Raw genomic sequence first — 20,494 nt, 5'->3', positions numbered from 1 at the left:
AAAAACAACGCAACTCGCGTTTCGCTTGAGAAATCGGGTGGCCGGGAATCGGTCGTTGCACTGAGACGGCCCCGGCGTTCGCCGATGATCGTCATCCGCCGGAGGGAAGTGAGGCCGCACCTGCGTGGAAACGCCGCCGGCTTCGCCTGTTGCAAGACCGTTCAAGATAAGGTAAGGTCATTTCCATTTTAAACCTTGACAATAGGAACTCCATGAAAAAAATAGCCGTTTTGCCCGGAGACGGAATCGGTCCGGAAGTGATGAAGGCGGCCCTCAAGGTTCTCGGCGCGGTCGAGAAGAAGTTCGGGCTGGAGCTGGTCTATGAAGAAGCCGACGTGGGCGGGTGCGCCATCGACCGGCACGGCAGCGCCCTCCCGGCGGCCACCCTCGCCCTCTGCGAGGCCGCCGACGCCGTCCTCTTCGGTTCCGTCGGCGGTCCGAAATGGGAGACGCTGCCGCCGGAAAGGCAGCCTGAAAGAGCCGCCCTCCTGCCCCTGCGAAAGCATTTCAACCTCTTCTGCAATCTCCGTCCGGCCCGGGTTTTTCCCTCCCTGGCGTCGGGCTCTCCCCTCAGGCCCGACATCGTGGGAAAAGGGTTCGATATCATGTGCGTTCGGGAACTCACCTCGGGCATCTATTTCGGTACGCCCAGGGGACGGGAGGGAAAAGGTCCGGATGAGCGGGCCTACGATACGAAATCCTACACCCGGCGGGAGATCGAGCGCATCGCCCGGAAGGCCTTCGAGATTGCGCGGGTGCGGAAACGAAAGGTGACCTCGGTGGACAAGGCCAACGTGCTCGAGTCCATGGTCTTCTGGCGGGAGGTGGTGACGGACGTGGCCCGGGAATATCCGGACGTGGCCCTGAACCATATCTACATCGACAACGCCGCCATGCAGCTGATCCGGGACCCCCATCAGTTCGACGTCCTGCTCTGCGGCAACATGTTCGGCGACATCATCTCCGATGAGTGTGCCATGCTGACGGGTTCCATGGGCCTTCTGGCTTCGGCGAGCCTCAACGAGTCCCGCTTCGGTCTTTACGAGCCCGCCGGCGGATCGGCTCCCGACATCGCCGGCCGGGGTGTCGCCAACCCCGTGGCCCAGATTCTGTCGGCCGCCATGATGCTGAAATACAGCCTGGGCGAAGAAACCGCAGCGGCCGCCGTCGAAAAGGCCGTGGCCGACACCCTCGATGCCGGTATCCGGACCCGGGATATCGCGGGGGAACAAACGACTGCCGTCGGCACCGATGCCTTTGGAGACGCCGTGATCGAACGGCTGTGAGGTTTCCGTCATGCCGCCGAAAGTCTCGGCATCGCCCGCGGAACCCGCTACATCAAGATGAGACGGTAAGACATAAAGAAGTTCTGACCACGGCTTCCCAAAGGTCTTTCAATCCAAAAGGAGGATTCCATGATCCGGCATCTGGTTTTTTTGAAATTCAAAACGGACGTCGCCCAAGGGGCGATTGCGGAAATCGAGGCGGGGCTGGCGGCCCTGCCGGGTGTGATTCCAGAGATCCGGTATTACGATTTCGGCCGGGACGTGATGCGCTCGCCCCGGTCCTACGATTTTGCCCTGGTATCGCTTTTCGATGATCTCGACGCGCTGAAACGGTATTCCGAACATCCGAGCCATCAGGCCGTCCTCCAGAAAATTCTGGCGGCGACGGAACAGATCGCGGCCGTCGATTTCGAAACCGACACGGCTTAGGAACATCCGATTGTCGGAAGGTCGCCCTTCGGGATAGGTTCGGTTGCGGGGGGACTCCTGACGGAGCCCCCTGATCATCCGGTCATTTTTTTTGGGATTTCATGGCTTCCTTCAGTTTTTCGCCGAGGGTGCCCAGGGCAGCGGCCTGGGGCTTCGCGTAGGTTTTCCACTCCCCCGTGCCCTCGCCGCCCACGGGCGCCAGGGTGAGCCGTCGCGTATCCGGCTGGACCTCCTCGATGACGACGCTGATGGGATCTCCCACCTTCAGGCGGTCGATCTCCGCGGCCTTGGCGGACTGGCTGATTTTGGAGCGGGGCATGAGGCCCGTCACGCCGGGGGCGATGTTGACGAAGTATCCGAATTTTTCCTTTTTCTCCACGGTGCCCTCGGCCTGCCGCCCCGGAGTATATTTTTCGTCGATGTCCGCCCACGGATCCCCTTGGGCGTCCCGGATGGAGAGGGATATCCGCCGGTTTTCCAGATCGACGTCCTTGATCACGACGTCGACGGTCTCCCCGGAGGCGACCACGTCGTCGGGGCGCGTCACGCGACGGGTGTAGCTCATCTCGCTGATATGGACCAGGCCTTCTATACCGGGGGCGATCTCCACGAAGGCCCCGAACCCCATGAGCCGGGTGACCCGACCCTGGATCCTGTCGCCGGCCTTGAACCCGGGGGCTTCGGTTTCCCAGGGGTCGCCTGAAATCTGTTTGATGGAAAGCGCGATCTTGACCTGACCCTTCTTCTTGCCTTCCTCCATGCCGATGACCTTGACGGTGACCGGATCCCCTTTTTTGAGCACCGCCTCAGGGGTGTCGACGCGGGACCACCCCAATTCCGAGACGTGAATCATCCCTTCCACGCCGGGGAAAAGCTCGACGAAAGCGCCGTAGGGCATCATGTTGGCCACGCGGCCCTCCAGGATGCTGCCCACGCCGATGGTCTCCATAAAGGCCTTTTTGGCTTTCTCCTGCTCCTCCTCGAGAAGCCGCCGCCTGGAAATCACGATATTTCTGCCGTTCTCCTCGAGGCGGGTGATGGTAAAGAGGAATGTCTCTCCAACATAATCCTCGGGGTTTTCGACATATCGGGTGTCGATCTGGCTGACGGGACAAAACGCGCGGCGTCCCATGATCGTCACGTTGAAACCGCCCTTGCACGGCGCCTTCACCTTACCCTCCACCGGGACCTTTCCCGCGAAGGCATCCTGAAGAAGGTTCAGGCTCCCGATGCCGGAAAAGGCCTTGGAGAGGCGCATTTCGTTTTCATCGAAAGCGACCACGTAAAGCTCCAGAATGTCGCCGATGCCGTAAGGGAACTCGCCGTTTTCATCGAGAAGCTCGGTTTTGTCCACGGCGCCGTCGATTTTGGCGCCGGTATTGACGAATACGGTGTCCATGCCGATGGCGATGATCTCCGCTTTCACCTTGTCGCCCACCTGAAGGTCCTCTCCGGCGTCGGCGTCGAAGGATGCAAACATGTCGGCAAAGCTTTCTTCTCCGTCTTCGGTGTAATCATTTTCAAAATTGTCTGACATTACGGTTCTCCAAATCTCTCTGTGTGATCATGGGGCAAAGGCGCCATGTTTTCTGAAGTGCTGTGCTAGAGCCTATAAAATTGTCGGAAAGGCATGTCAATGAATATATGGTAAAAATCCTGCCGCCGCCGACCGGATGAAGCAGAAATCGTCCGCCTCTTTTCTGACGGAGACCGATGCCGTGTCCGTGTCCGTGAGTCCGCCGTTGTCCGTAACGGTGAGTTCGAAGGTCAGGGGGGTCGTCGTATCGATGTCGGGGGCGACAAAACGCATCCGGACGTCGGTTTCGCCGGTGAGGGTAACCGGTTCGCCTCCGGTCTGGCGCCAGCTGAAGGCGGCGATGCCGTAATCCGGATCCGTTGACTGGGACCCGTCCAGGGTGACCTGCCCGTCGCCGTCAACGTTCCGGTCGCCGCCGGCGTCGGCCAGAGGCGGCTGATTGGGGGTGTTGCGGCCGGTGTGGCGGACATCGTGGCGGAACATCGGCCAGGGGGCGCCGTGAAGGATGCCCTCGGTGCCGGTTTCGACGGCGAAGAGGCGACCGTTCTGAAACACGCCGGTGCTGAAGGACGCCTGGGTGCCGACATAGAGGGCTCCGTTTGCGGCGATAACCGGTGAGGCGCGCATTTCACCCAGCCGCACCGACCAGCGTTCGATGCCGTCCGCACCGAGCCCGTAAAGGATGCCGTCGAGAGAACCCACATAGATCCCTTCGTCGGCCCCCACGACCGGCGTCGACCGAACGGGGCCGAAGGTCTGGAACGTCCACTCCGGAACCCCCCGGGTCTCCTCGTCTCTAAGCGCATAAAGAACGCCGTCGTCGGACCCCACAACCACCCGGCCGTCATTGTCGATGACCGGCGAGGACTGCACCGGTCCCCCGGTCTCGAAGCGCCATTTCAGGCGGCCTTCCCCTTCGGCGTCGGTAAGGGCGTAAAGATGACCGTCGTCGGAGCCCACGTATACGGTGTCGTCGGGGCCGACGGCAGGCGAAGAGCGGACATCGCCGCCGGTTGGGAATCGCCATTTCACGGTCCCGTCGGCGGTGACGGCATAGAGATGGTCGTCGTCGGACCCCACGTACAGGGTGCCGGCCGCATTCACCGCCGGCGACGATCGGACCGGGCCCTGGATCCGGAGACGCCAACGCAGCACCGCTTCGGTGCCGTTGTCTTCGACGGCGTGGATTGCGGCGTCGTCGGTTCCCAGGATGACGACGCCGTCGGGGGCGATGGCAGGGCCGGCAAAAATGGCGCTGCCGGTCTCATACCGCCATTTCAGCCTTCCGTCCCTGTCAAGGGCATAGAGGGATCCGTCCGTCGAGCCGGCGTAGAGGGTGCCGTCGGCCCCCACCGCCGGAGAGGCGACGATGTCGCCCTGGGTCGCGAACTGCCATATTTCCACACCGTCCGCATCGACGGCATAGACCCGATCGTCGTCCGATCCGATGCAGACGATTCCCGTTCCGCAGATCACCGGTGAGGCCTCGATGCGGATTCCCCGCTGGAACTGCCACAGAATATCGCCTTCGACGGCTGCGGCGTCAGGGGTTCCGAGAAATCCGGCCGTCGTCAGGGCGACCCCGGCGATGATGCGCGCCAGCATGTGTATCATCGGTCTTTCCTTTTGAATGTCTCCCAAAAGGGGAGACGTTGTCTTGAAATTTCGGCTTGACGGCATGTCGATGCTCCTGAGCCCGTCAGTAGGCCAGGCGTCCCAGAGATTTGAGGATCAGCGTGAATCCCATGGCGAACATTCCCATCAGTCCCATGCCGCAGGAAAACCCCGCCAGAAGGACCGGGGCATACTGGCGCCACATGGCCCCGTAACGTTTCAGGAAGAAGAATCTTCCCAGAAAGGCCCCGAGGACTTCGAGGATCATGCCGTGGGGCGTACTCTGTCCCAGACCCCGCACCACCCCGTATACCAGCATTACCGGCAGGCCGAAAAAGGCCAGGATCATATAGGTGACGACGCCGAATCCCATCCCCGTCAGAACGTAGACGACGCTCAGGGCCTGGAAGAACGCCGAGTTGCCCTCGAGGGTGGATGTCTGCATCAGGAGTGTGTTGAGGGCCTGAAGGTGCCAGAGTTCCTGGGCGTAAGGGTAGCTGCTGGACGGGATGGGGGCGAGCTGCCAGATGAACTGCGAAAAGAGGAGGCTTGCGATCATCACCACCGGGAATACCACGATCTCGGCTTTGATGATGCCCCGAATGCTGGTGCCCGTCAGCTCGATCTCCCGGAAATCCACGGTGGTCTTGCCGTAATTGTGGATGGGGATGGGGGCGTACCAGATTTCGATGCCCTGATAGCCGAAATACTTGGCCCCGGCGATGAAGGAGGCCTCCCTGACCAGGGGGAGGCTGATGAATTGCCCCGCGATGCCTTCCATCCGCGCCGTGATATACGAGACCACGGGCGTGTAGAGAAATCCATAGACAATGAAGAAGATCCAGGGGAAATTGGGCACCAGCCACACGCAGAGCAGCACGTAGGCCGTGGTGGAGAAGACATAGATGGCGATGGAGATCCAGAAATTGAAGTCGCCCCGGCCCGGCGGCGGGTGAAAAAGATTCCTGAAGCTGCCGCGTCCGTCGGTCTTTCCAAAGGATTTGACGACATGCCAGATGCCCACGAAGGCGATGGAGAGACCCAGACCGATGCCGAAGCTCATGTAGAAGTCGAAGTTGTTGGCAAAGACCGTATCGACGGTTCCCATCCCGGGGTGCCAGCGCGTCAGGATCCCGTATTCATAAAGAAATGGGTTGGCGATCACCGTAATGAGAAGGCCCACCAGACCGCCGATGACGGCCCAGAAAGGCAGAACCATGCCGATGAAGATCAGGCCGAGGTCGAGCTGGATGCCGGTGGCCACGGCCGGCAGGATTTCCTCGGTGTGCCGGGTCAGCTCCACCCAGGGGATGGGGATGAGACGGATCGATTCGGTGAAGAGGAGCCCCGACACCGTGGGAAGCAGGACATAGACGGCGCCGAAGGCCAGTCCGATGACGCCCCCGATGGAAAAGACCCGCCATTTCCAGCTTCTTTGTTTGTCTTCGGTGGATTCGGCCAGGGCCATGGTGCCCAGGGCGCCGACGGGGGCCATGGGGAAGGGCAGCTTTTCCACGTCGGAGGTGATCCGGTAGAGGGCGTAGCCGAGACCGAAATGGTCGACGCGCTGAATGATCTGGGAGCCCACCAGCAGGAGGATGGGGATCAGCCAGTCCCGATGGAAAAAGGTCCGCTCCACCATGGACGCGGCGTCCCCAGGCGGGGCCACCCATGTCGGAATGAACTCCGTGAGCCCCAACATCCGGGCGGCGTCGGACTGGACGAGGTATTGGTTCCACAGAAGGCCCTGGAAAGGGGAGGCGAGGGCCGCCCCGGCCATGTAATACAGCAGGAAGATTTCCTGCTGCTTCAGCTCGGTGTAGGAGCGCTTGGCGATTTCGGCAAACAGGATGATGGTCACCCAGCGGGCCGCCGGCCCGATGCCCGTGCCGATGACGAGCTGCAGGTACATGCTTCCCGGCATCATGAGAAAGCCGATAAAAACGGCACCCACGATGGTCTTCCAGTCGAACCCCTCTTCGAAATGGGTCGGCTGAGGCAGCAGATCCCGGTATTCCTGAAGTTCCTTGTCTTCGTACATCAGTGGTGAATTTGGATGCTCATGGGGTCCTTGTCATCTTCATCCGTTTTATCCGTTACGACGCTCCCCTGCCTCCGTGGTGCGGTCCGTTTCCGTGTGACGGACCCGGCGTCAGTCGGGCAGCACCTGATAACTCGCATCGCCGAAAAGGCCGATCACCGCCCAGGTGCCGCCCATCAGAAAGTCGCCGATGATGAGGCCGATAAAAAAGTATCGCAGCTGTTTGAACAGCGCCACCCCTCCGTACCGCATGCAGAGGCTGTTGGCCAGCCACCCGATAAAAAAGCTGACCCAGAGGATTCGCATGGCCGAGCTGTAGGTGGTCAGGTATCCGATGGGGTGGATCGGCCACCAGGGGAACCGGTGATAGCAGAGCACCAGAACCAGCATGACGACGGCTCCAGCGGCCGCGAAGAGACGCACCCAGTCGGTGTTTTGAGGCGGCGCTTCGATGAGCCGCTGGACGTTGGCGTAGACGGTGGTGGTGGTCTGAACGGTCCAGTCCATCTGCAACTCCCGTGCGCCGAATTTATAACACAGGGCCAGCATGGCCACAAAGGAAACCGTGACGGCCAGCAGGAGGGTGATCAGCATGGCCAGAAAGATCGTCCGGCGGTTGGTCGTCCGTTGGGTCAGACTGCTCGAATGGACCAGGGACGGCATAAGGGACTCCCGAAGATCCACGAAAAGGACCTTCTGCATCACCGCCGATCCCAGGAGACCGACCTGAGTGAAAAATTTGGGGCCGAACAGTGCCAGGAGGCCGTCGATGGGGGCGACGGTGAGGGTGAAGTAGGCGATGCCTCCCTGGCAGATGACGCGACTGGCCACCAGCATGACCATGAAAAAGGCCCCGACGACCAGAACCGACACCATGAAGGGCATCCTGAAAATCCAACACCAGAGAATGATGCCCGAGATGCCGGCGACGCTCCCCCAGAAAGCGGTCCGGATGGAGAACCATTCCGTTACCGGCGTCGGTGCCGGGCGCCGGCCGACGGCCGTCTGGAAAATTTCCCGCAGGTGGTACCGCGACAGCCATAAAATGAAAAGAAAGAAAACCCCGTAGGCGCCGATCATCTGGGTCTCCTCGGGTCGGGTGAGGGTCGGACCGAAGGTGACGCCCAGGGCCGCATCGGGGATGTTGTAGCCCAGGACGGCCAGGAGCCCCATGATGAGGCCGCCTGCAATGAAAAAGAACCAGAACGAGAAGGAGATCTGTCGGGTCGTGAGAAACGCGAAGCCGATGAAGGCCGGGTAGATGTAGATTTTCAGCTTGTGAAATCCCGAAAAGAGGCCGTACTGCGGAAAATAGGGCCCTGCCAGGATGAGGGTTGGGATCTGGGGCACCTCCGGGAAGTAGAAATTGAGCCCGTTGACGGTGTGGAGAAAAATGGGAACGAAGAGGCCGGCCGCGAGAAAACGGTTCCCGAAGAACGCTCCCGTCCGGCCCTGGTCCAGGGCGTCCGCCAGCAATTGGGGGACCCGGAGGAGGGGGAAGTTCATCCGTTCGTTGTAGATCCACTGGCGGCTGAAGAGATTGACCAGGCAGATCATGACGCCGTAGCAGAGCAGGATGAATCCTCCCCAGACCATGAGGGGGCCGATCCAGGCGCGCCAGGGGATGTGGGTGACCAGGGTCCACCATCCCATCCGGCGACCGTCGGGGAGCCCGTTGTAGAGACGCTCGACGGCTTCGGCGTCGTTGGGGTACCAGGCCCGGGGAAGGATCGGATGGAGCACCTCCTTCCAGGCGTTGCCCACGGTGGCGAAATGGTAGGGGGCGGTGAGGTTGATGAAAAAGGTCCGGACCAGGCCGGTGTAGGCGATGCCCGACACCAGAAACATGAGCATCCAGACGATCACGAGCTCCTTTCCCGTGAATAAGGCGCGTTTGAAGACCCTCCCCGCAAGGGCGGTGAGCACTGTGAGCCAGACCAGAATAAAGAAGGGTGCCAGGGGAAAGTGGCCGCCGCCCAGCGGAGTGGCCTGTTTGTAGGCATTGTTGTAAGGGGTCAGGGCACACATCGCCGTCGCCAGGACAATTCCCAGGATAAGGGCTCGAAGCCGGATCGTCTCGTGGTCGTGTTGATGGGCGCTCATGGATGTTACTGTACCATTCTCCATCCGAAACGAAAACAGATTTTATTCCGGCATGATGGCGTCGATACGGCGTCGGGCGTAGACAAAGGCGATGGCGGCGGCGGTCCAGGTAATGGCGCAGATGCCCCACCATATGCCCAAAAGGCCGACGTCCTGGATGCGGGTGAGAGTATAAAACACGGCAAATGGGGCGACGATCTGACGGAACAGCCCGATAACCACCGCGAACATGGGCTGTTTGATCCCCTGCAGGGCCGCGACGCAGACGAAGAGGATCACGTAGGCCGTGAGGACCAGTGCCTCGATTTTCAGGTAGGTCGTGCCGACGGCGACGACGTCGGGGTCTTTCGAAAACAGCGTCATGAACCGTTCCGCCAGGAGAAAGAGGGTGATGCCGCCGCAGGATGCCGTGACCGTGCCGTAGGTCAGACATTTCCGGAGGGTCTCCCGGATACGGTCGAATCGGCGTGCACCGTGATTCTGGGCGATGAGGGTGAGGGTGGCGGTATTGAGGCCGATGGCGGGCAGAAGAAGGATCTGTTCCACGCGCATGCCCACTCCGTAGGCGGCCACCGCCGTCTGCCCGAAACCGCTGATAAAATAGGTGATGACGAAGACTCCTATGGCGATGGTCAGGATGTTGAGGCCGGCCGGAAATCCATGGCGGGCGATTTCGGCGAAAGGCGCGGCCCGGGGCAGTAGCTCCCGAATGGTGCCGCCGTCCAGAAGTCCGGTCCGGCGGACGTGAATCCCCAGATAGACGCACCCCGTCACCTGAACCAGCACGGTGGCCAGGGCAATGCCGGCGACCCCCATGGCCGGCACGCCCCAACCCCCGAAAATGAACCACGGGTCCAGGAGTACGTTCAGGAAGAACCCGGCGATGAGGAAGTTGCGGTAGATCCGGGTGTTGCCCACGGCGTTCAAAACGGCGTTCAGCATCTGGATGAGGATGAAGAAGACCGTCCCGTTGAACAGGATGTCCATGTAGGTGAGACAGATGGACAGATAGGCCTCGTCGGCCCCCAGGAGCCGAAAGAGAAGCGGGGCCGAGGCCTTTCCGATAAACGCCAGGGCGACGGAGATAAGGACGCCGAAGGCGATGCCCTGAAAGGCGAAGCGGCGGGCCGTCCCGGGGTTCTCCCCGCCCAGGGCGTTGCCGATAAGGGCCGTGGCGCCGGTGGCGATGCCGCTGCCGATGGAGATGATGATGAAGAAGACCGGCAGGGAAAGGGACATGGCCGCCAGGGCCGTCGTCGAGATGAGGCCTCCGAAATAGGTGTCCACCACATTGTACATGGTGTTGAAAAAAAGGCCGATGCTGACCGGAATCGTAATCCTTCGAATCAGCTGCGGGATCGGAGCGGTGGTGAGGTCGTTGGAACGGCGTCTTCTGTCCGGGGCGGCGGGATCCGGAATGACGGTCGGCGGGACGGGGTCCCGCCGCGTCTTCCTCCGGTGGTTCGATGGTTGCACAGCGGGTCGGGGTTACGGGAGGATTTCAATCTTGGCGTCGGCCTTGAGCTTCTCGATATAGACGTTGATCGCCTCGATCATCTTTTCGCGTTTCAGGTGCTCGCCGATTCGGGGCTTGGCTTCATCATAGGCGGTGGTCGATTCCGGCTTTTTGTCCATCACCTGAATCAGGTGATAGCCGAACTGGGTCACGACGATGTCGCTCACGTCGCCCTTTTTCATGGCGAAAGCGGTTTCTTCGAAAGGTTTGACCATCTGCCCGCGGGAAAAATAGCCCAGGTCCCCGCCCTGAGCGCTGCTCGGGTCTTCGGAATATTGTTTGGCCAGCGCGTCGAATTTTTCGCCCTTCTTGAGCTTGTCCTGAATCTCCTCGATCTTCTTTCGTGCGGCGGCCTTGTCCGCTTCACCGGCCGAGGCGTCGGCCTTGATCAGGATATGGCTGGCCTTGATCTGTTCGGGCTTTTTGAAGAATTGGGGGTTCGTGTCGTAAAATGACTTGCTCTGAGCGTCGGTGATCTCGATTCCGGGTGCGATTCTGGATTCGATGAGCTGCTGGATGACCATGCTCTGGGCGATGTTGGTCCTGAGGTCGGCCTCGGTGGTCTTCATCATCTCGAGGGCCTGCCGGTATTCGGCGTCTCCCGGGAAGTTGCTCTTCATCGTGTCCATCTGGGTGTCGACCGCCTTGTCATCGGGCTTGATGCCGTTCTTCAGGGCATCCTGATACAGCAGTTCCCGGTCGATCATGTTGTTCAGGACGTTGCCTTCGATCTTCTCGAGTTGATCCTTGTCGATGTTCTGTCCCTGACCGGCGAGGCGATGGGTGACCAGGGTGAGTTCCCGGTTCAGGGCGTCACGGCTGATCTCCTTGCCGTTGACGACGGCGGCGACGGGGTTCCGGGGTTTTTCATCGGCTTTGACGGCGGGTGCGGCCGTCTTTTGGGGTCCGCTTTCGGCAAAAACGGTTGCTGCGGGCATCAATAGCAGCCCCGCCATGACTACCGTCATCACTCTTTTGGATACGTTCATGACATCTTCCTTTCAGATGAAGAATTTTATGGGTTGTTTATGTCGGCGGCGGACACGATTTCGGATTTCGTGTCGCGGAGGGATTTGGACGGGCGTCACGACAATGCGAAAGAGAATCCGTGTCATCGCGCGTCGAATTCCGGTGCATCGGCTGCCGGGGAGAGAGTGCCGGCGGCGTTCGACGCGCGGACGACATCCGCTGTAACTTAATCCCTGGGTTGCAATCTTTCAAGGGAAATCTGCAAAAACTTGTTCGTCCTGGGGTCGGCCTTTGAAAATCACGTATTCATTCCGTGTCTCGTCGTCCAGGGAGCGCCAGATCAGGAGCTGTTTGCGAAGGGCGTTGATGAAGGCCTTGTTGGCCCGCTTCCAGGCGTTGGCCTCCCCGGTTTCACGGATCATCGTCACGTGAATTTCCAGAAACCCCTCGTTTTCCTCGGAAGGGCAGAAGACGAGCTGGATCTGCTGCATGATCCCGAAATCGAAGGGCGCCAGCCAGACCCGGGCCTTGAGCTGAATGCACGCGCGGCCGTCCAGATCGATGTTCCCAGGCGCCGGCGCGACGATGATTTCGTCGGTGGAGAAGATGCCGTGGGAGACATCCTGATGCCCCCTGAAATAGCCGGCCAGATACCCCGCAATGCTGTCGTGCTCATGGTATTTTACGAGAAAGGGGAGGCTGAGCGCGATCTTGTTGTCGTTGACGTCGGGCAGGGACCAGGAGCGGTTGACGTCGGGTATGGCGATATCGGCCGCCATGCGGGCGGGATAAACCACGGAGATGAGGACCACCAGCATCACCAGGATCATGGAGGCGACCCCCGCCAGGGAGGAATAGTTGACGGTGATGCCGGACCAGAGGGCTGTGCCGGCGAAGAGTCCGGCCGACACCTGGGCCAGGAGGTAGCCCAGAACGACGCTCAGAACGGCGAAGGCCATGGCTTCCGCGATGAAGAGGAAGGCGACGTGGGACGGCGCCAGACCCACCGAGGTGTAGACGGCGATCTCCCGTTTTCGTTCGTAGACGCTGCCGATCATGGTGTTGAGGACGATAAGAATGGAGATGACAAGGGGGATCAGGATGTTGGGGACCCCGCTGTAGTCGAGGGTGTCGCCGGCTTGATGCATGAAGGTCCCCTGGGGCTCCCCGGTGAAGAGGGGCAGGCCGAAGCGGTCCGAGAGCCGACGGGCCGTCTCCGGAATGGTCTCCGGGTTGTCGGGGCGCACGGCAAGCCCCTTGAGGGCGCCGCCCCTGGCCATTAGAAAGTCCGCCGGCACGATCACCGTGAGGTTGGCCGGGATGTGATGATATCGGCTCTGGAAGGATTGAACATCCTCGCCGGACTCCATGGCGTCCATCTCCACCTCGGTCATTTCCGTAGAGATTTCGGCGGGAAAGGTGACCGGAGTCAGGATCTCCCCGTCCAGATCGGGGTGTGCCTCGTATCGTTCCGACGAAAAAACGCCCGCAACGCGAAAAGGGACCCCCCACAGGGAGACCCGGACGTTTTCGGGAAAAGGGTCGGCCGTAATGCCGAGGGATTGGGCGATCCGGTCGGGCAGGAGAACGGCCCGCTCGTCGTCCCGGGAAAACCATCGTCCGGCGGTAAGAATCCGATCCAGGCCCGTGACCCCGGGCTCGCGATGGGAAAGCCCCATCATGGCCCGCGCTTCGAAGGTCCTGTCCCCGTATTGGATGGGGATGGGAATGGCGCGGGTCCTGTCCGCATCCTCCAGGAAGACGCGAGGCGCCGTCGTCGCCTTGCCGTGAAAGGCGTTTGTCAACGTGCCCAGAGCTTCCTTGGGAAGATCCTGCCAGTTGAAGGTTTTGATCAGAAACCCCGGGTAGGGGACGCTCTCCTGGAAAAGGATCCGGGTGTGGCGGCGGGTCGACTTGACCGACGTGAAGCTCATGATGGTGAAGGTCAGGATGATGAGGGTGACGCAGGTGAGCCCGGTCCGGATGCGGCGTCGTTTCAGGTTGCCCACCCCAAGGAAAAATGCCGCCGTGAACGCCTTCCACCGGCTGATCTCTTCGGCCCGCATCTGTGTGGCCCGCCGCTGCAGCAGGACCATTTCCTGCTCGAACCGGAAGAAGATGATGAGCGTCACCATGAGAGAAAGCCCCATGATGAAAAAGGCCAGGATGACCACCGTGGGGCTGTAGGCCAGCTCAAAGGCCGGATGGACCTGATAGATGACGGCGATGAGCAGCAGCAGGATCGCCAGAAAGGCGATGATCCGCTTGTGGATGTTGCGGAAGGCGAACAGCAGACGTTCGGCACAGAAGGCGAACGGAACGAAGAGGGCAATGTAGAACAGTACCCCGAAAAGGACGTCTTTCTGGGTCTTCTCCACCTGGTTGTACACCCGGTCCGCCAGAGCCCATGCGGTCAGAGCCGCTTCGCTGAAGCGGTCGTACCGTTGCTTTTTCAGCGCGGTTTCGGCCTGCGCCAGTGCATCGGTTCCCGCCTGCATCAGCTCGCCGATCTTCTGGTCGTGGATGCCGTGGGCCTCGAGATTCCGGATGCGGGGGGTGAGGAGCGCCCACATGTCCCGTGCGGCCCTGAAACCGGTATAGTGAACAACGGGCCAGTCGTCGATGCGATATCCCGTGCCCTGGGGGTTCTCCTCGTCGGCATTCAGCAGGAGCATCTTTTTGCTCAGGACCGAATCCGAGAGGGTCAGCTTCATGTAGCTGCCGGGTTCCAGATAGACCGATGCGATGGTCGAGGAGCGGGTATCGATCCGGCTGTACCAGTACCGGAGGGGGAGGGCTTCCCGCCTGCCGTCGATGATCTGGATCTTGGTCATGTACCGGAAGTTCCGGGGCTCCAGCAGGTTGAAGAGGGTGGTTTGCCGGGCGGTGAACATGACCAGGTCCGTCTCCATGTTCTGCCGCTGCATCTTGAGCCGGTAGGCCGACTTCCCCGTCTGATTCTTGTCTACGGCCCAGACGACCTCTCCGGTATCGGCATCGAAGCGGTAGGCCTCGATAATGACCTTGTCCAGCATCAGCTTCTTGTCGGCGACGCCCTTGAGTCGGAATATGCCCCTCTCGTCGGTCATGGCGTAATGGCGGGCGCTGCCCTGAAACGCCATGACCACCGTCTTGTCGGCCGTCTGATCGGGAAAGAGCTCGCCGTGGCGGAGGCGCTTGGCCCGGCCCGTCACGGTGGCGAATCCGTCGCGGGGCAGCTCCCCGCTGTAGGATTCCGGCGAATGGGCCAGGGCGTCGATGAGGCTGATGACCCGTCGGGCCTGGCGTTCGGCGTAGGCCGCATCGACGGCCGACGGGCGGTCGTGGGGCGTTCCCCACAACACCCGGGCGTCGTTGACGGTGGCCAGTGTCAGCCCGATATACCCCGCCAGGGCGGCGACCTCGCCGCCCAGGGGGGGACGGTCCGCGAAATAGCTCTGCCACGACCGGAGGGCGCTCGGTCGCAGGGTGTCCCGGTAGGCCGCCATCCCGGTGTCCCCGGTTTCGGCGGCTCGACGGAGAATCTCTTCGACGGCGACATAAGGGCCGATACGGTTGATCTGGGGTTTGATGTCGTAGAGCCATCCATAGTTGAAGGCGCCGATGCCGTTGCCGTGGCTCGACAGGTGGAGGGAGACGACCGCGGCCAGGTCCCGCGCCTTGACGACGCCCCGGAAGCGCTTCTGGGCGGCAAGGCGGTGAAGCTGGTTCCCGGTGTCCTCGAGGATGCGCTCGAAATCCCGGACGGTCGGCGGGATGATTCCGGCCAACAGGACCCGCTCCGCTTCCGGCAGGTCCGTGAACCGGGATCGCCACCCCAGACGGCGGAGCAGCATCCGTTCTTCGGCCAAGGTTTTAATGGCCGCGGCATCCTGGTCTTCCTTCTCAGCCATGCGCAGCGCCATCAATCTTCGGGAGAGGGCGTCCACCTCGGTCTTGATCCGGTCTTCCAGGGCTGCCTGAAGCGCCGGCCCCCCGGCATCGCCCTCGGCAAATCCCGTGAGGATGTTGAGCATCGTCCGGCATTCCTCGCGGAGGCTTTTCAGCCGTTTTTCCTCCTTACGGATTTCCTTGGTGGGGGTTCGGATGCTCCAGATCATCTCCCGCATGCCGGCGAGGCTCTGGGCATGGCCGCTGGTGGCGGCCAGGAGCACCGACCGGGCCGGCGGATGGGCCGTGAGATGGCGGGCCAGGGCGATGAGCGACGCCGCACCGAGGGCCTCGTCCGCCCCCGGAGCCCGGGTGAAGACGTCGGCGGTGCTGTCGTAGAAGGCCTCCACGATGATCAGCTCCTCCGAGAGATCGGGGTCGGCTCCCGGGATGATGCCGTAGACGTTCTCGGCCTCCGTCTCCGTCCATCGAACGCTGGTGGTCAGGACGACCCGGTCCGACACGGTGCCTCCCGGCGCCGATTCGAAGTCGCCGAAGAGATCCCGGGCCTGGTCCAGGGGCATCCAGAAGCGGGGAAAGAGAACGGGGGAAAGCTCCGCCTTGTCTTCGAAGTGGATTCGGGATGGGGTGCCGCGCTCCACGTAGATCAGTGCTCTGGCGCCGAATTCAGCGGCCCGGAGCCAGTTTTTGCCGGAATCCAGGTCCATGAGCAGGATGCTGCCCGCGATCTTTTTGCCGTTGAAGTCCGACAGGTTTCCCTGTCCCACGTAATGGAGGGGACCCGTGATGCCCTCCGGAGGGAGGGCCTCGGGGGTGACGGCGTTGGTCCGCATGGGCAACAGATCGACGATCCGGCCCGATGCGGTAAGGGTGCTTCCGCCGTGGCGCCGGATGGGCAGGGAAAAGGGGAACCGGTCGACCCCCGTCACGCCCATGGCCGAAAAGGCATCTGCGATATAATCGGCCGCCTGCCTGCACCCGGGGGTGCCGGTGCTTCGATCCGCCGGGGCGGCCAGGGCGTCGACGGTCTTGCGGAGGTCCGCTTCTCCGGGCGGCACCGGGTTGGCGCCCAGGGCCGGGCTCGTCCAGAGCGCCGTCAGGAGGAGGATGATCGCTCCCCGTCGGATCGACTTGAGGGGCCTCAAGGGGTCTCCTCCCGTTCGCCGATTCGGCCGACGGATATGGAGAGATCCTCGCGGTTCTCGATTTTTTCCACCAGGCCGTCCCGGATCCAGATCACCTGATCCGATACGTTGAGCATCTTGAAGTCGTGGGTGGCCGATATGACCGTGACCCGGGTCTCTTCGCTCAGGCGCTTCAGGAGGGCGATGATCTCCTCGCCGGTGGACAGATCGAGGTTGCCCGTGGGCTCGTCGGCCAGAATGATGGCCGGATCGTTGGCCAGGGACCGGGCCACGGCCACCCGTTGCTGCTGGCCTCCCGAGAGCTCCGAGGGCTTGTGGCGGAACCGGTCCCCCAGCCCCACCATTTCGAGGAGCTGGATGCCCTTGTCCACCGCCGCATCGTTGTTCATCCCGGCGAAGGTCATGGGCAGGGTGACGTTTTCCAGCGCCGTCATGACCGGGATGAGGTTGAAGGTCTGGAAGATATACCCGATCTTGCGGCAGCGGAGCCATGCCAGTTCGTAGGCGTCCAGCTGGGCGATGTCGACCTCGTCGATGAAGACCTTCCCACTGGACGGTTTGTCCAGGCCGCCGATCATGTTGAAGAGGGTGCTTTTCCCCGAGCCCGAAGGACCCATGATGGAGATGTAGTCGCCCGCGGCGATCTCCAGGGTGATGCCTTTCAGGGCCTGCAGCGCCATTTTACCCATCTGGAAGGTTTTGGTGACGTTGGCGACCCGGACGATGTGGTGGATTTCAATCATATGGCTCTCTTTCGGTCACTGCTCGACCCGCATGGCTTCCACCGGCGCCATCCTCGCGGCCACCAGGGCCGGATAGAGGACCCCCGCCAGGCTGAGGATGCACCCCGTCGTCGCGGCGAGGCCAAGGGATGTCAGGATGTCGGGCCAGGGCAGGGCGGCGAGGGCGGGGCTTCCGAATCGAAGCAGACCGTTCAATAGGGCGAAAAGCGCCCCCACGGCCGCGCCGACCACCGCACCCGCGAACCCCTGCATGGCGGCTTCCAGTAAAAACAGGCGCAGCACGAAGCGATCGAGGGCCCCGAGGCATTTCATGGTGCCGATCTCCCGAAACCGTTCGGTGACCGCCATCAGCTGGGCGTTGACGATGCCCACCACGCAGACCATGAGACTGAGAATGACCAGCCATCGCTGCTTGGGGCTTTCATCCACCCGGGTGTCGGTCTCCCCCAGGTCGTATCCGGACTGGATCAGGGCCTGGCGGTGCGTCGGATCGTCCATGGACAGCAGGCCGTTGGCGATGTCGTTGCCCACGTTGACGAAGCTCAGAAAGGAGACGGCCAGCATGAGGCTCGCGGTCGTGATCAGGGACCTGAAAAAACGGACCTTGAGGCTCTTGTAGGCGATCTCGATCGATTTGCCGAAGGGGAGCACCACCAGCCGGTGGCCGTCGCCCTCGGTTTTCCGGGTTCGGGGTGGGTCCATAACCTCCTCCGCGCAAGGATGAGGGCCGAAGGCCCCGTCAAGGGGTTGGACTGAATACGGAAGACTTGAGAGGCGGCACCGCCGCCGGCGGCCTTGTCTCCTTCAGTCTTCAGCCTAAAATATACGCCTCCCAACGATCCGTCAAGACGTCCCTTTCCCGGGGGAGGCGATCCGGCTTCGCCACTCTGTGAGGCGCGCCTTGACGGTCTGTTCGTATCCCCGGTCGGAAGGGGTGTAAAAACGCCGTCCCCGAAGCGGGTCGGGCAGGTATTCCTGGGGGACATAGGCATCCTTATAATCGTGGGCGTACCGATAGCCCTTGCCGTATCCCATGTTTTTCATCAAGGCGGTCGGCGCGTTGCGGATGTGGAGGGGCACCGGCAGGGTCCCGGTCTGTTCGACAACCTCGCGGACCGTGTTGAAGGCCCTGTAGACGCGGTTGCTTTTGGGGGCCGTGGCCAGGTAGACCGCGGCCTGGGCCAGGGCCAGGTCCCCTTCGGGGCTGCCCAGAAACCGATAGGCCGACACCGCGTCGAGGGCCGTCCTGAGGGCATAGGGGTCGGCAATGCCCACGTCCTCCGAGGCGAAGCGGACCATGCGGCGCCCCACATAGAGCGGGTCCTCTCCCCCTGCCAGCATCCGGGCGAGCCAGTAGAGCGCCCCGTCGGGGTCGCCGCCCCTCAGGCTTTTGTGAAAGGCGGAGATGAGGTTGAAATGTTCATCGCCGGACTTGTCGTATCGCGGGGCGGTTTTCTGGAGGGCCTTTTCGGTGTCGGCGACCCCGATATTCCGCCTGCCGGCCGCCGTGACCAGGTGGGCGGCGATCTCCAGATTGTTGAGGACCGATCGGGCGTCTCCGTCGGCGATACGGATGAGGTGTTCGGCGGCCTCGGGGCTGAGGGTCAGATTCAGGCGGCCGAGTCCGTTTTCCGCGTCCCGGACGGCCCGGTGGAGGATGCCGGCCAGGGCTTCGTCGGAGAGCGGGGCGAGGGGGATGACCCGGCATCGGGAGAGGAGAGGGGCGATGACCTCGAAGGACGGGTTCTCGGTGGTCGCGCCGATGAGGGTGATGAGGCCGCGTTCCACGTGGTGCAGAAAGGCGTCCTGCTGGCTTTTGTTGAACCGGTGGATTTCATCGACGAAGAGCACGGTCCGCTTCCGGTGGAACCGGCGCTGCTTTTCCGCCGCCTCGATGACGGCCCGGATGTCCTTGACCCCGGAGAGCACCGCCGAGAACCGGACGACGTGGCACCGGGTCCCGGCGGTGATGATGCCCGCAAGGGTCGTCTTCCCGCATCCCGGCGGTCCCCACAGGATCATGGAGAATATCCGGTCGTTGTCGATGGCGTGGCGGATCAGGGATCCCTCGCCCGTCAGCGCCGCCTGCCCGATGAACGCCGAAAGCTCCCGGGGCCGCATCCGCTCCGCCAGGGGCCGGTCGGCCTGGAATTCTGCATCGGCCCGGTAGGCGAAAAGGTCCATGGATTCCTTGGACATGTCGAGATCTCCTTATAAACCCGATCCACTCATTTGAAGGCAGTGAAGGGGGCATCGCGCCACACCGCCTCGCTTTCGAAGAAGCGTGCCGTCCGCTCCATATAGCGCTCCGGGCTCCTGAGCTTGCGGATCTGTTTGAGAAACCGCGGGCTGTCCTCGAAGGATTCGGAAAAGTAGACCCAGAAGCCTTTCATCCGCTCCACGAGATGGGCCGGACCGCTGAAGACCTCCCGGTAGGCGTCGAAGAGCGCGTCGTGAAAGCGTCTGAAACGGTCGATCCTGTCGGAAAAGGCATCCTGCCCCGTTTTGATGACGCCCGGCAGAAAAGGATTCGTCAAAGCCCCCCGGCCGATCATCCATCGCTCCACTTCGGGGAACTGCCCTGACAGCGCCGTGAAGTCCGCCGGGCGGCGGATATCCCCGTTGTAGACCACGGGATGACGGAGCGCTTCGAGGCAGATCCCGAAGGTATCGAGGTCGGGGCGGCCGCCGTACATCTGGACGCCGGTCCTCGGGTGGAGGATCACCTCCTTCAGGGGGTAGCGGTTGAAAACGGGGATCAGCCGGAAGATCTCCTCCCTGGAATAGCGGCCCAGCCGCGCCTTGACGGAGAGCTCGCCCGGGATCTTCGGCATGACCTTCTCCAGAAAATCGTCGATGCGGTCCGGGTGGGGCAGCATCCCCGATCCCCGGCATTTCTTGGCCACCATGGGGAAGGGGCAGCCCAGGTTCCAGTTGAAGGCGCTATATCCCAGGCCCGACAACCGCTCCGCCATGCGGAGAAAATCCCCAGGGACGTTGCCGATGAGCTGGGGCACGACGGGCATGTGCCGGTTGTTTTCCGGCAGTACGTCCCGGATATGGCAGTCCCGGACGCGCCGGCTTTCGGTGGTGGGAATGAACGGCGCCACCGCCAGGTCGAAGCCGTCGAAAAAACGCGAGAAGACGTTGCGGTAGACCGCGTTGGTAAACCCCCGGAGGGGCGCGAGATAGAGGGTCGGGGACATGGGGCGATCCTGGG

At 62.1% G+C, this 20,494-nt stretch carries 13 protein-coding genes; 2 read left to right on the top strand and 11 right to left on the bottom strand.

All coding sequences use genetic code 11. The annotated features are described in order from the left end of the window. Window positions 1–212: 212 nt before the first annotated feature. Window positions 213–1,286 (top strand): 3-isopropylmalate dehydrogenase, encoded by a 1,074-nt coding sequence (gene leuB, locus AB7S84_RS02885; protein ID WP_428152842.1) that lies wholly within the window; start codon window positions 213–215, stop codon window positions 1,284–1,286. A gap of 129 nt (window positions 1,287–1,415) precedes the next feature. After that, window positions 1,416–1,715: a Dabb family protein gene (locus tag AB7S84_RS02880; protein WP_020876662.1), complete on the top strand. Its 300-nt coding sequence runs from the start codon at window positions 1,416–1,418 to the stop codon at window positions 1,713–1,715. Between the two features lie 82 nt (window positions 1,716–1,797). Here the strand turns inward: AB7S84_RS02880 and AB7S84_RS02875 are convergent, their stop codons facing one another. The 11 genes from AB7S84_RS02875 to AB7S84_RS02825 form a co-directional block, all read right to left on the bottom strand. Beyond that, window positions 1,798–3,252, bottom strand: a complete 1,455-nt coding sequence (locus tag AB7S84_RS02875) for a 30S ribosomal protein S1 (protein ID WP_020876661.1) — start codon at window positions 3,250–3,252, stop codon at window positions 1,798–1,800. Window positions 3,253–3,348: 96 nt separating this feature from the next. Beyond that, window positions 3,349–4,866, bottom strand: a complete 1,518-nt coding sequence (locus AB7S84_RS02870) for a PQQ-binding-like beta-propeller repeat protein (RefSeq protein WP_052018543.1) — start codon at window positions 4,864–4,866, stop codon at window positions 3,349–3,351. Window positions 4,867–4,951: 85 nt separating this feature from the next. Further along, complete coding sequence (locus tag AB7S84_RS02865; protein WP_020876659.1) at window positions 4,952–6,907, bottom strand: oligopeptide transporter OPT superfamily protein; 1,956 nt, start codon at window positions 6,905–6,907, stop codon at window positions 4,952–4,954. Between the two features lie 111 nt (window positions 6,908–7,018). After that, on the bottom strand, window positions 7,019–9,010 hold the full coding sequence (locus tag AB7S84_RS02860; RefSeq protein ID WP_020876658.1) for a DUF6785 family protein: 1,992 nt from the start codon (window positions 9,008–9,010) through the stop codon (window positions 7,019–7,021). 42 nt (window positions 9,011–9,052) lie between these two features. Further along, window positions 9,053–10,486, bottom strand: coding sequence for an MATE family efflux transporter (locus tag AB7S84_RS02855; protein ID WP_020876657.1), 1,434 nt, complete (start codon window positions 10,484–10,486; stop codon window positions 9,053–9,055). 12 nt (window positions 10,487–10,498) lie between these two features. Next, the gene (locus tag AB7S84_RS02850) at window positions 10,499–11,515 is read right to left on the bottom strand and encodes a peptidylprolyl isomerase (RefSeq protein WP_020876656.1); all 1,017 of its coding nucleotides are present in this window, start codon (window positions 11,513–11,515) and stop codon (window positions 10,499–10,501) included. 228 nt (window positions 11,516–11,743) lie between these two features. Beyond that, window positions 11,744–16,531, bottom strand: coding sequence for an FtsX-like permease family protein (locus AB7S84_RS02845; protein WP_428152841.1), 4,788 nt, complete (start codon window positions 16,529–16,531; stop codon window positions 11,744–11,746). Further along, complete coding sequence (locus AB7S84_RS02840; protein ID WP_020876654.1) at window positions 16,528–17,274, bottom strand: ABC transporter ATP-binding protein; 747 nt, start codon at window positions 17,272–17,274, stop codon at window positions 16,528–16,530. Before AB7S84_RS02840 ends, AB7S84_RS02845 begins: the two co-directional genes overlap by 4 nt. Before the next feature lie 15 nt (window positions 17,275–17,289). After that, window positions 17,290–17,976: an ABC transporter permease gene (locus AB7S84_RS02835; RefSeq protein WP_020876653.1), complete on the bottom strand. Its 687-nt coding sequence runs from the start codon at window positions 17,974–17,976 to the stop codon at window positions 17,290–17,292. A gap of 141 nt (window positions 17,977–18,117) precedes the next feature. Continuing rightward, a complete protein-coding gene (locus AB7S84_RS02830; protein WP_428152840.1) occupies window positions 18,118–19,473 on the bottom strand; it encodes a replication-associated recombination protein A in 1,356 nt (451 codons plus the stop codon). Between the two features lie 29 nt (window positions 19,474–19,502). Next, a partial coding sequence (locus tag AB7S84_RS02825) for a tRNA dihydrouridine synthase (RefSeq protein WP_428152839.1) occupies window positions 19,503–20,494 on the bottom strand: 992 nt, incomplete at its 5' end.

Origin of the sequence: Desulfococcus sp., from assembly GCF_050178255.1 — a bacterium.
GTDB lineage: Bacteria > Desulfobacterota > Desulfobacteria > Desulfobacterales > Desulfococcaceae > Desulfococcus > Desulfococcus multivorans.
Note: the sequence above shows the minus strand (reverse complement) of the source record. Positions and strands in the feature narration are given on the sequence as shown.

Excerpts from the sequence above, each read along its gene's own strand:
- AB7S84_RS02880 (WP_020876662.1), top strand. The coding sequence starts at position 1,416 with ATGATCCGGCATCTGGTTTTTTTGAAATTCAAAACGGACGTCGCCCAA.
- AB7S84_RS02830 (WP_428152840.1), bottom strand. The coding sequence starts at position 19,473 with ATGTCCAAGGAATCCATGGACCTTTTCGCCTACCGGGCCGATGCAGAA.
- AB7S84_RS02875 (WP_020876661.1), bottom strand. The coding sequence starts at position 3,252 with ATGTCAGACAATTTTGAAAATGATTACACCGAAGACGGAGAAGAAAGC.
- AB7S84_RS02835 (WP_020876653.1), bottom strand. The coding sequence starts at position 17,976 with ATGGACCCACCCCGAACCCGGAAAACCGAGGGCGACGGCCACCGGCTG.
- AB7S84_RS02865 (WP_020876659.1), bottom strand. The coding sequence starts at position 6,907 with ATGTACGAAGACAAGGAACTTCAGGAATACCGGGATCTGCTGCCTCAG.
- AB7S84_RS02840 (WP_020876654.1), bottom strand. The coding sequence starts at position 17,274 with ATGATTGAAATCCACCACATCGTCCGGGTCGCCAACGTCACCAAAACC.
- leuB (WP_428152842.1), top strand. The coding sequence starts at position 213 with ATGAAAAAAATAGCCGTTTTGCCCGGAGACGGAATCGGTCCGGAAGTG.
- AB7S84_RS02870 (WP_052018543.1), bottom strand. The coding sequence starts at position 4,866 with ATGATACACATGCTGGCGCGCATCATCGCCGGGGTCGCCCTGACGACG.
- AB7S84_RS02860 (WP_020876658.1), bottom strand. The coding sequence starts at position 9,010 with ATGAGCGCCCATCAACACGACCACGAGACGATCCGGCTTCGAGCCCTT.
- AB7S84_RS02850 (WP_020876656.1), bottom strand. The coding sequence starts at position 11,515 with ATGAACGTATCCAAAAGAGTGATGACGGTAGTCATGGCGGGGCTGCTA.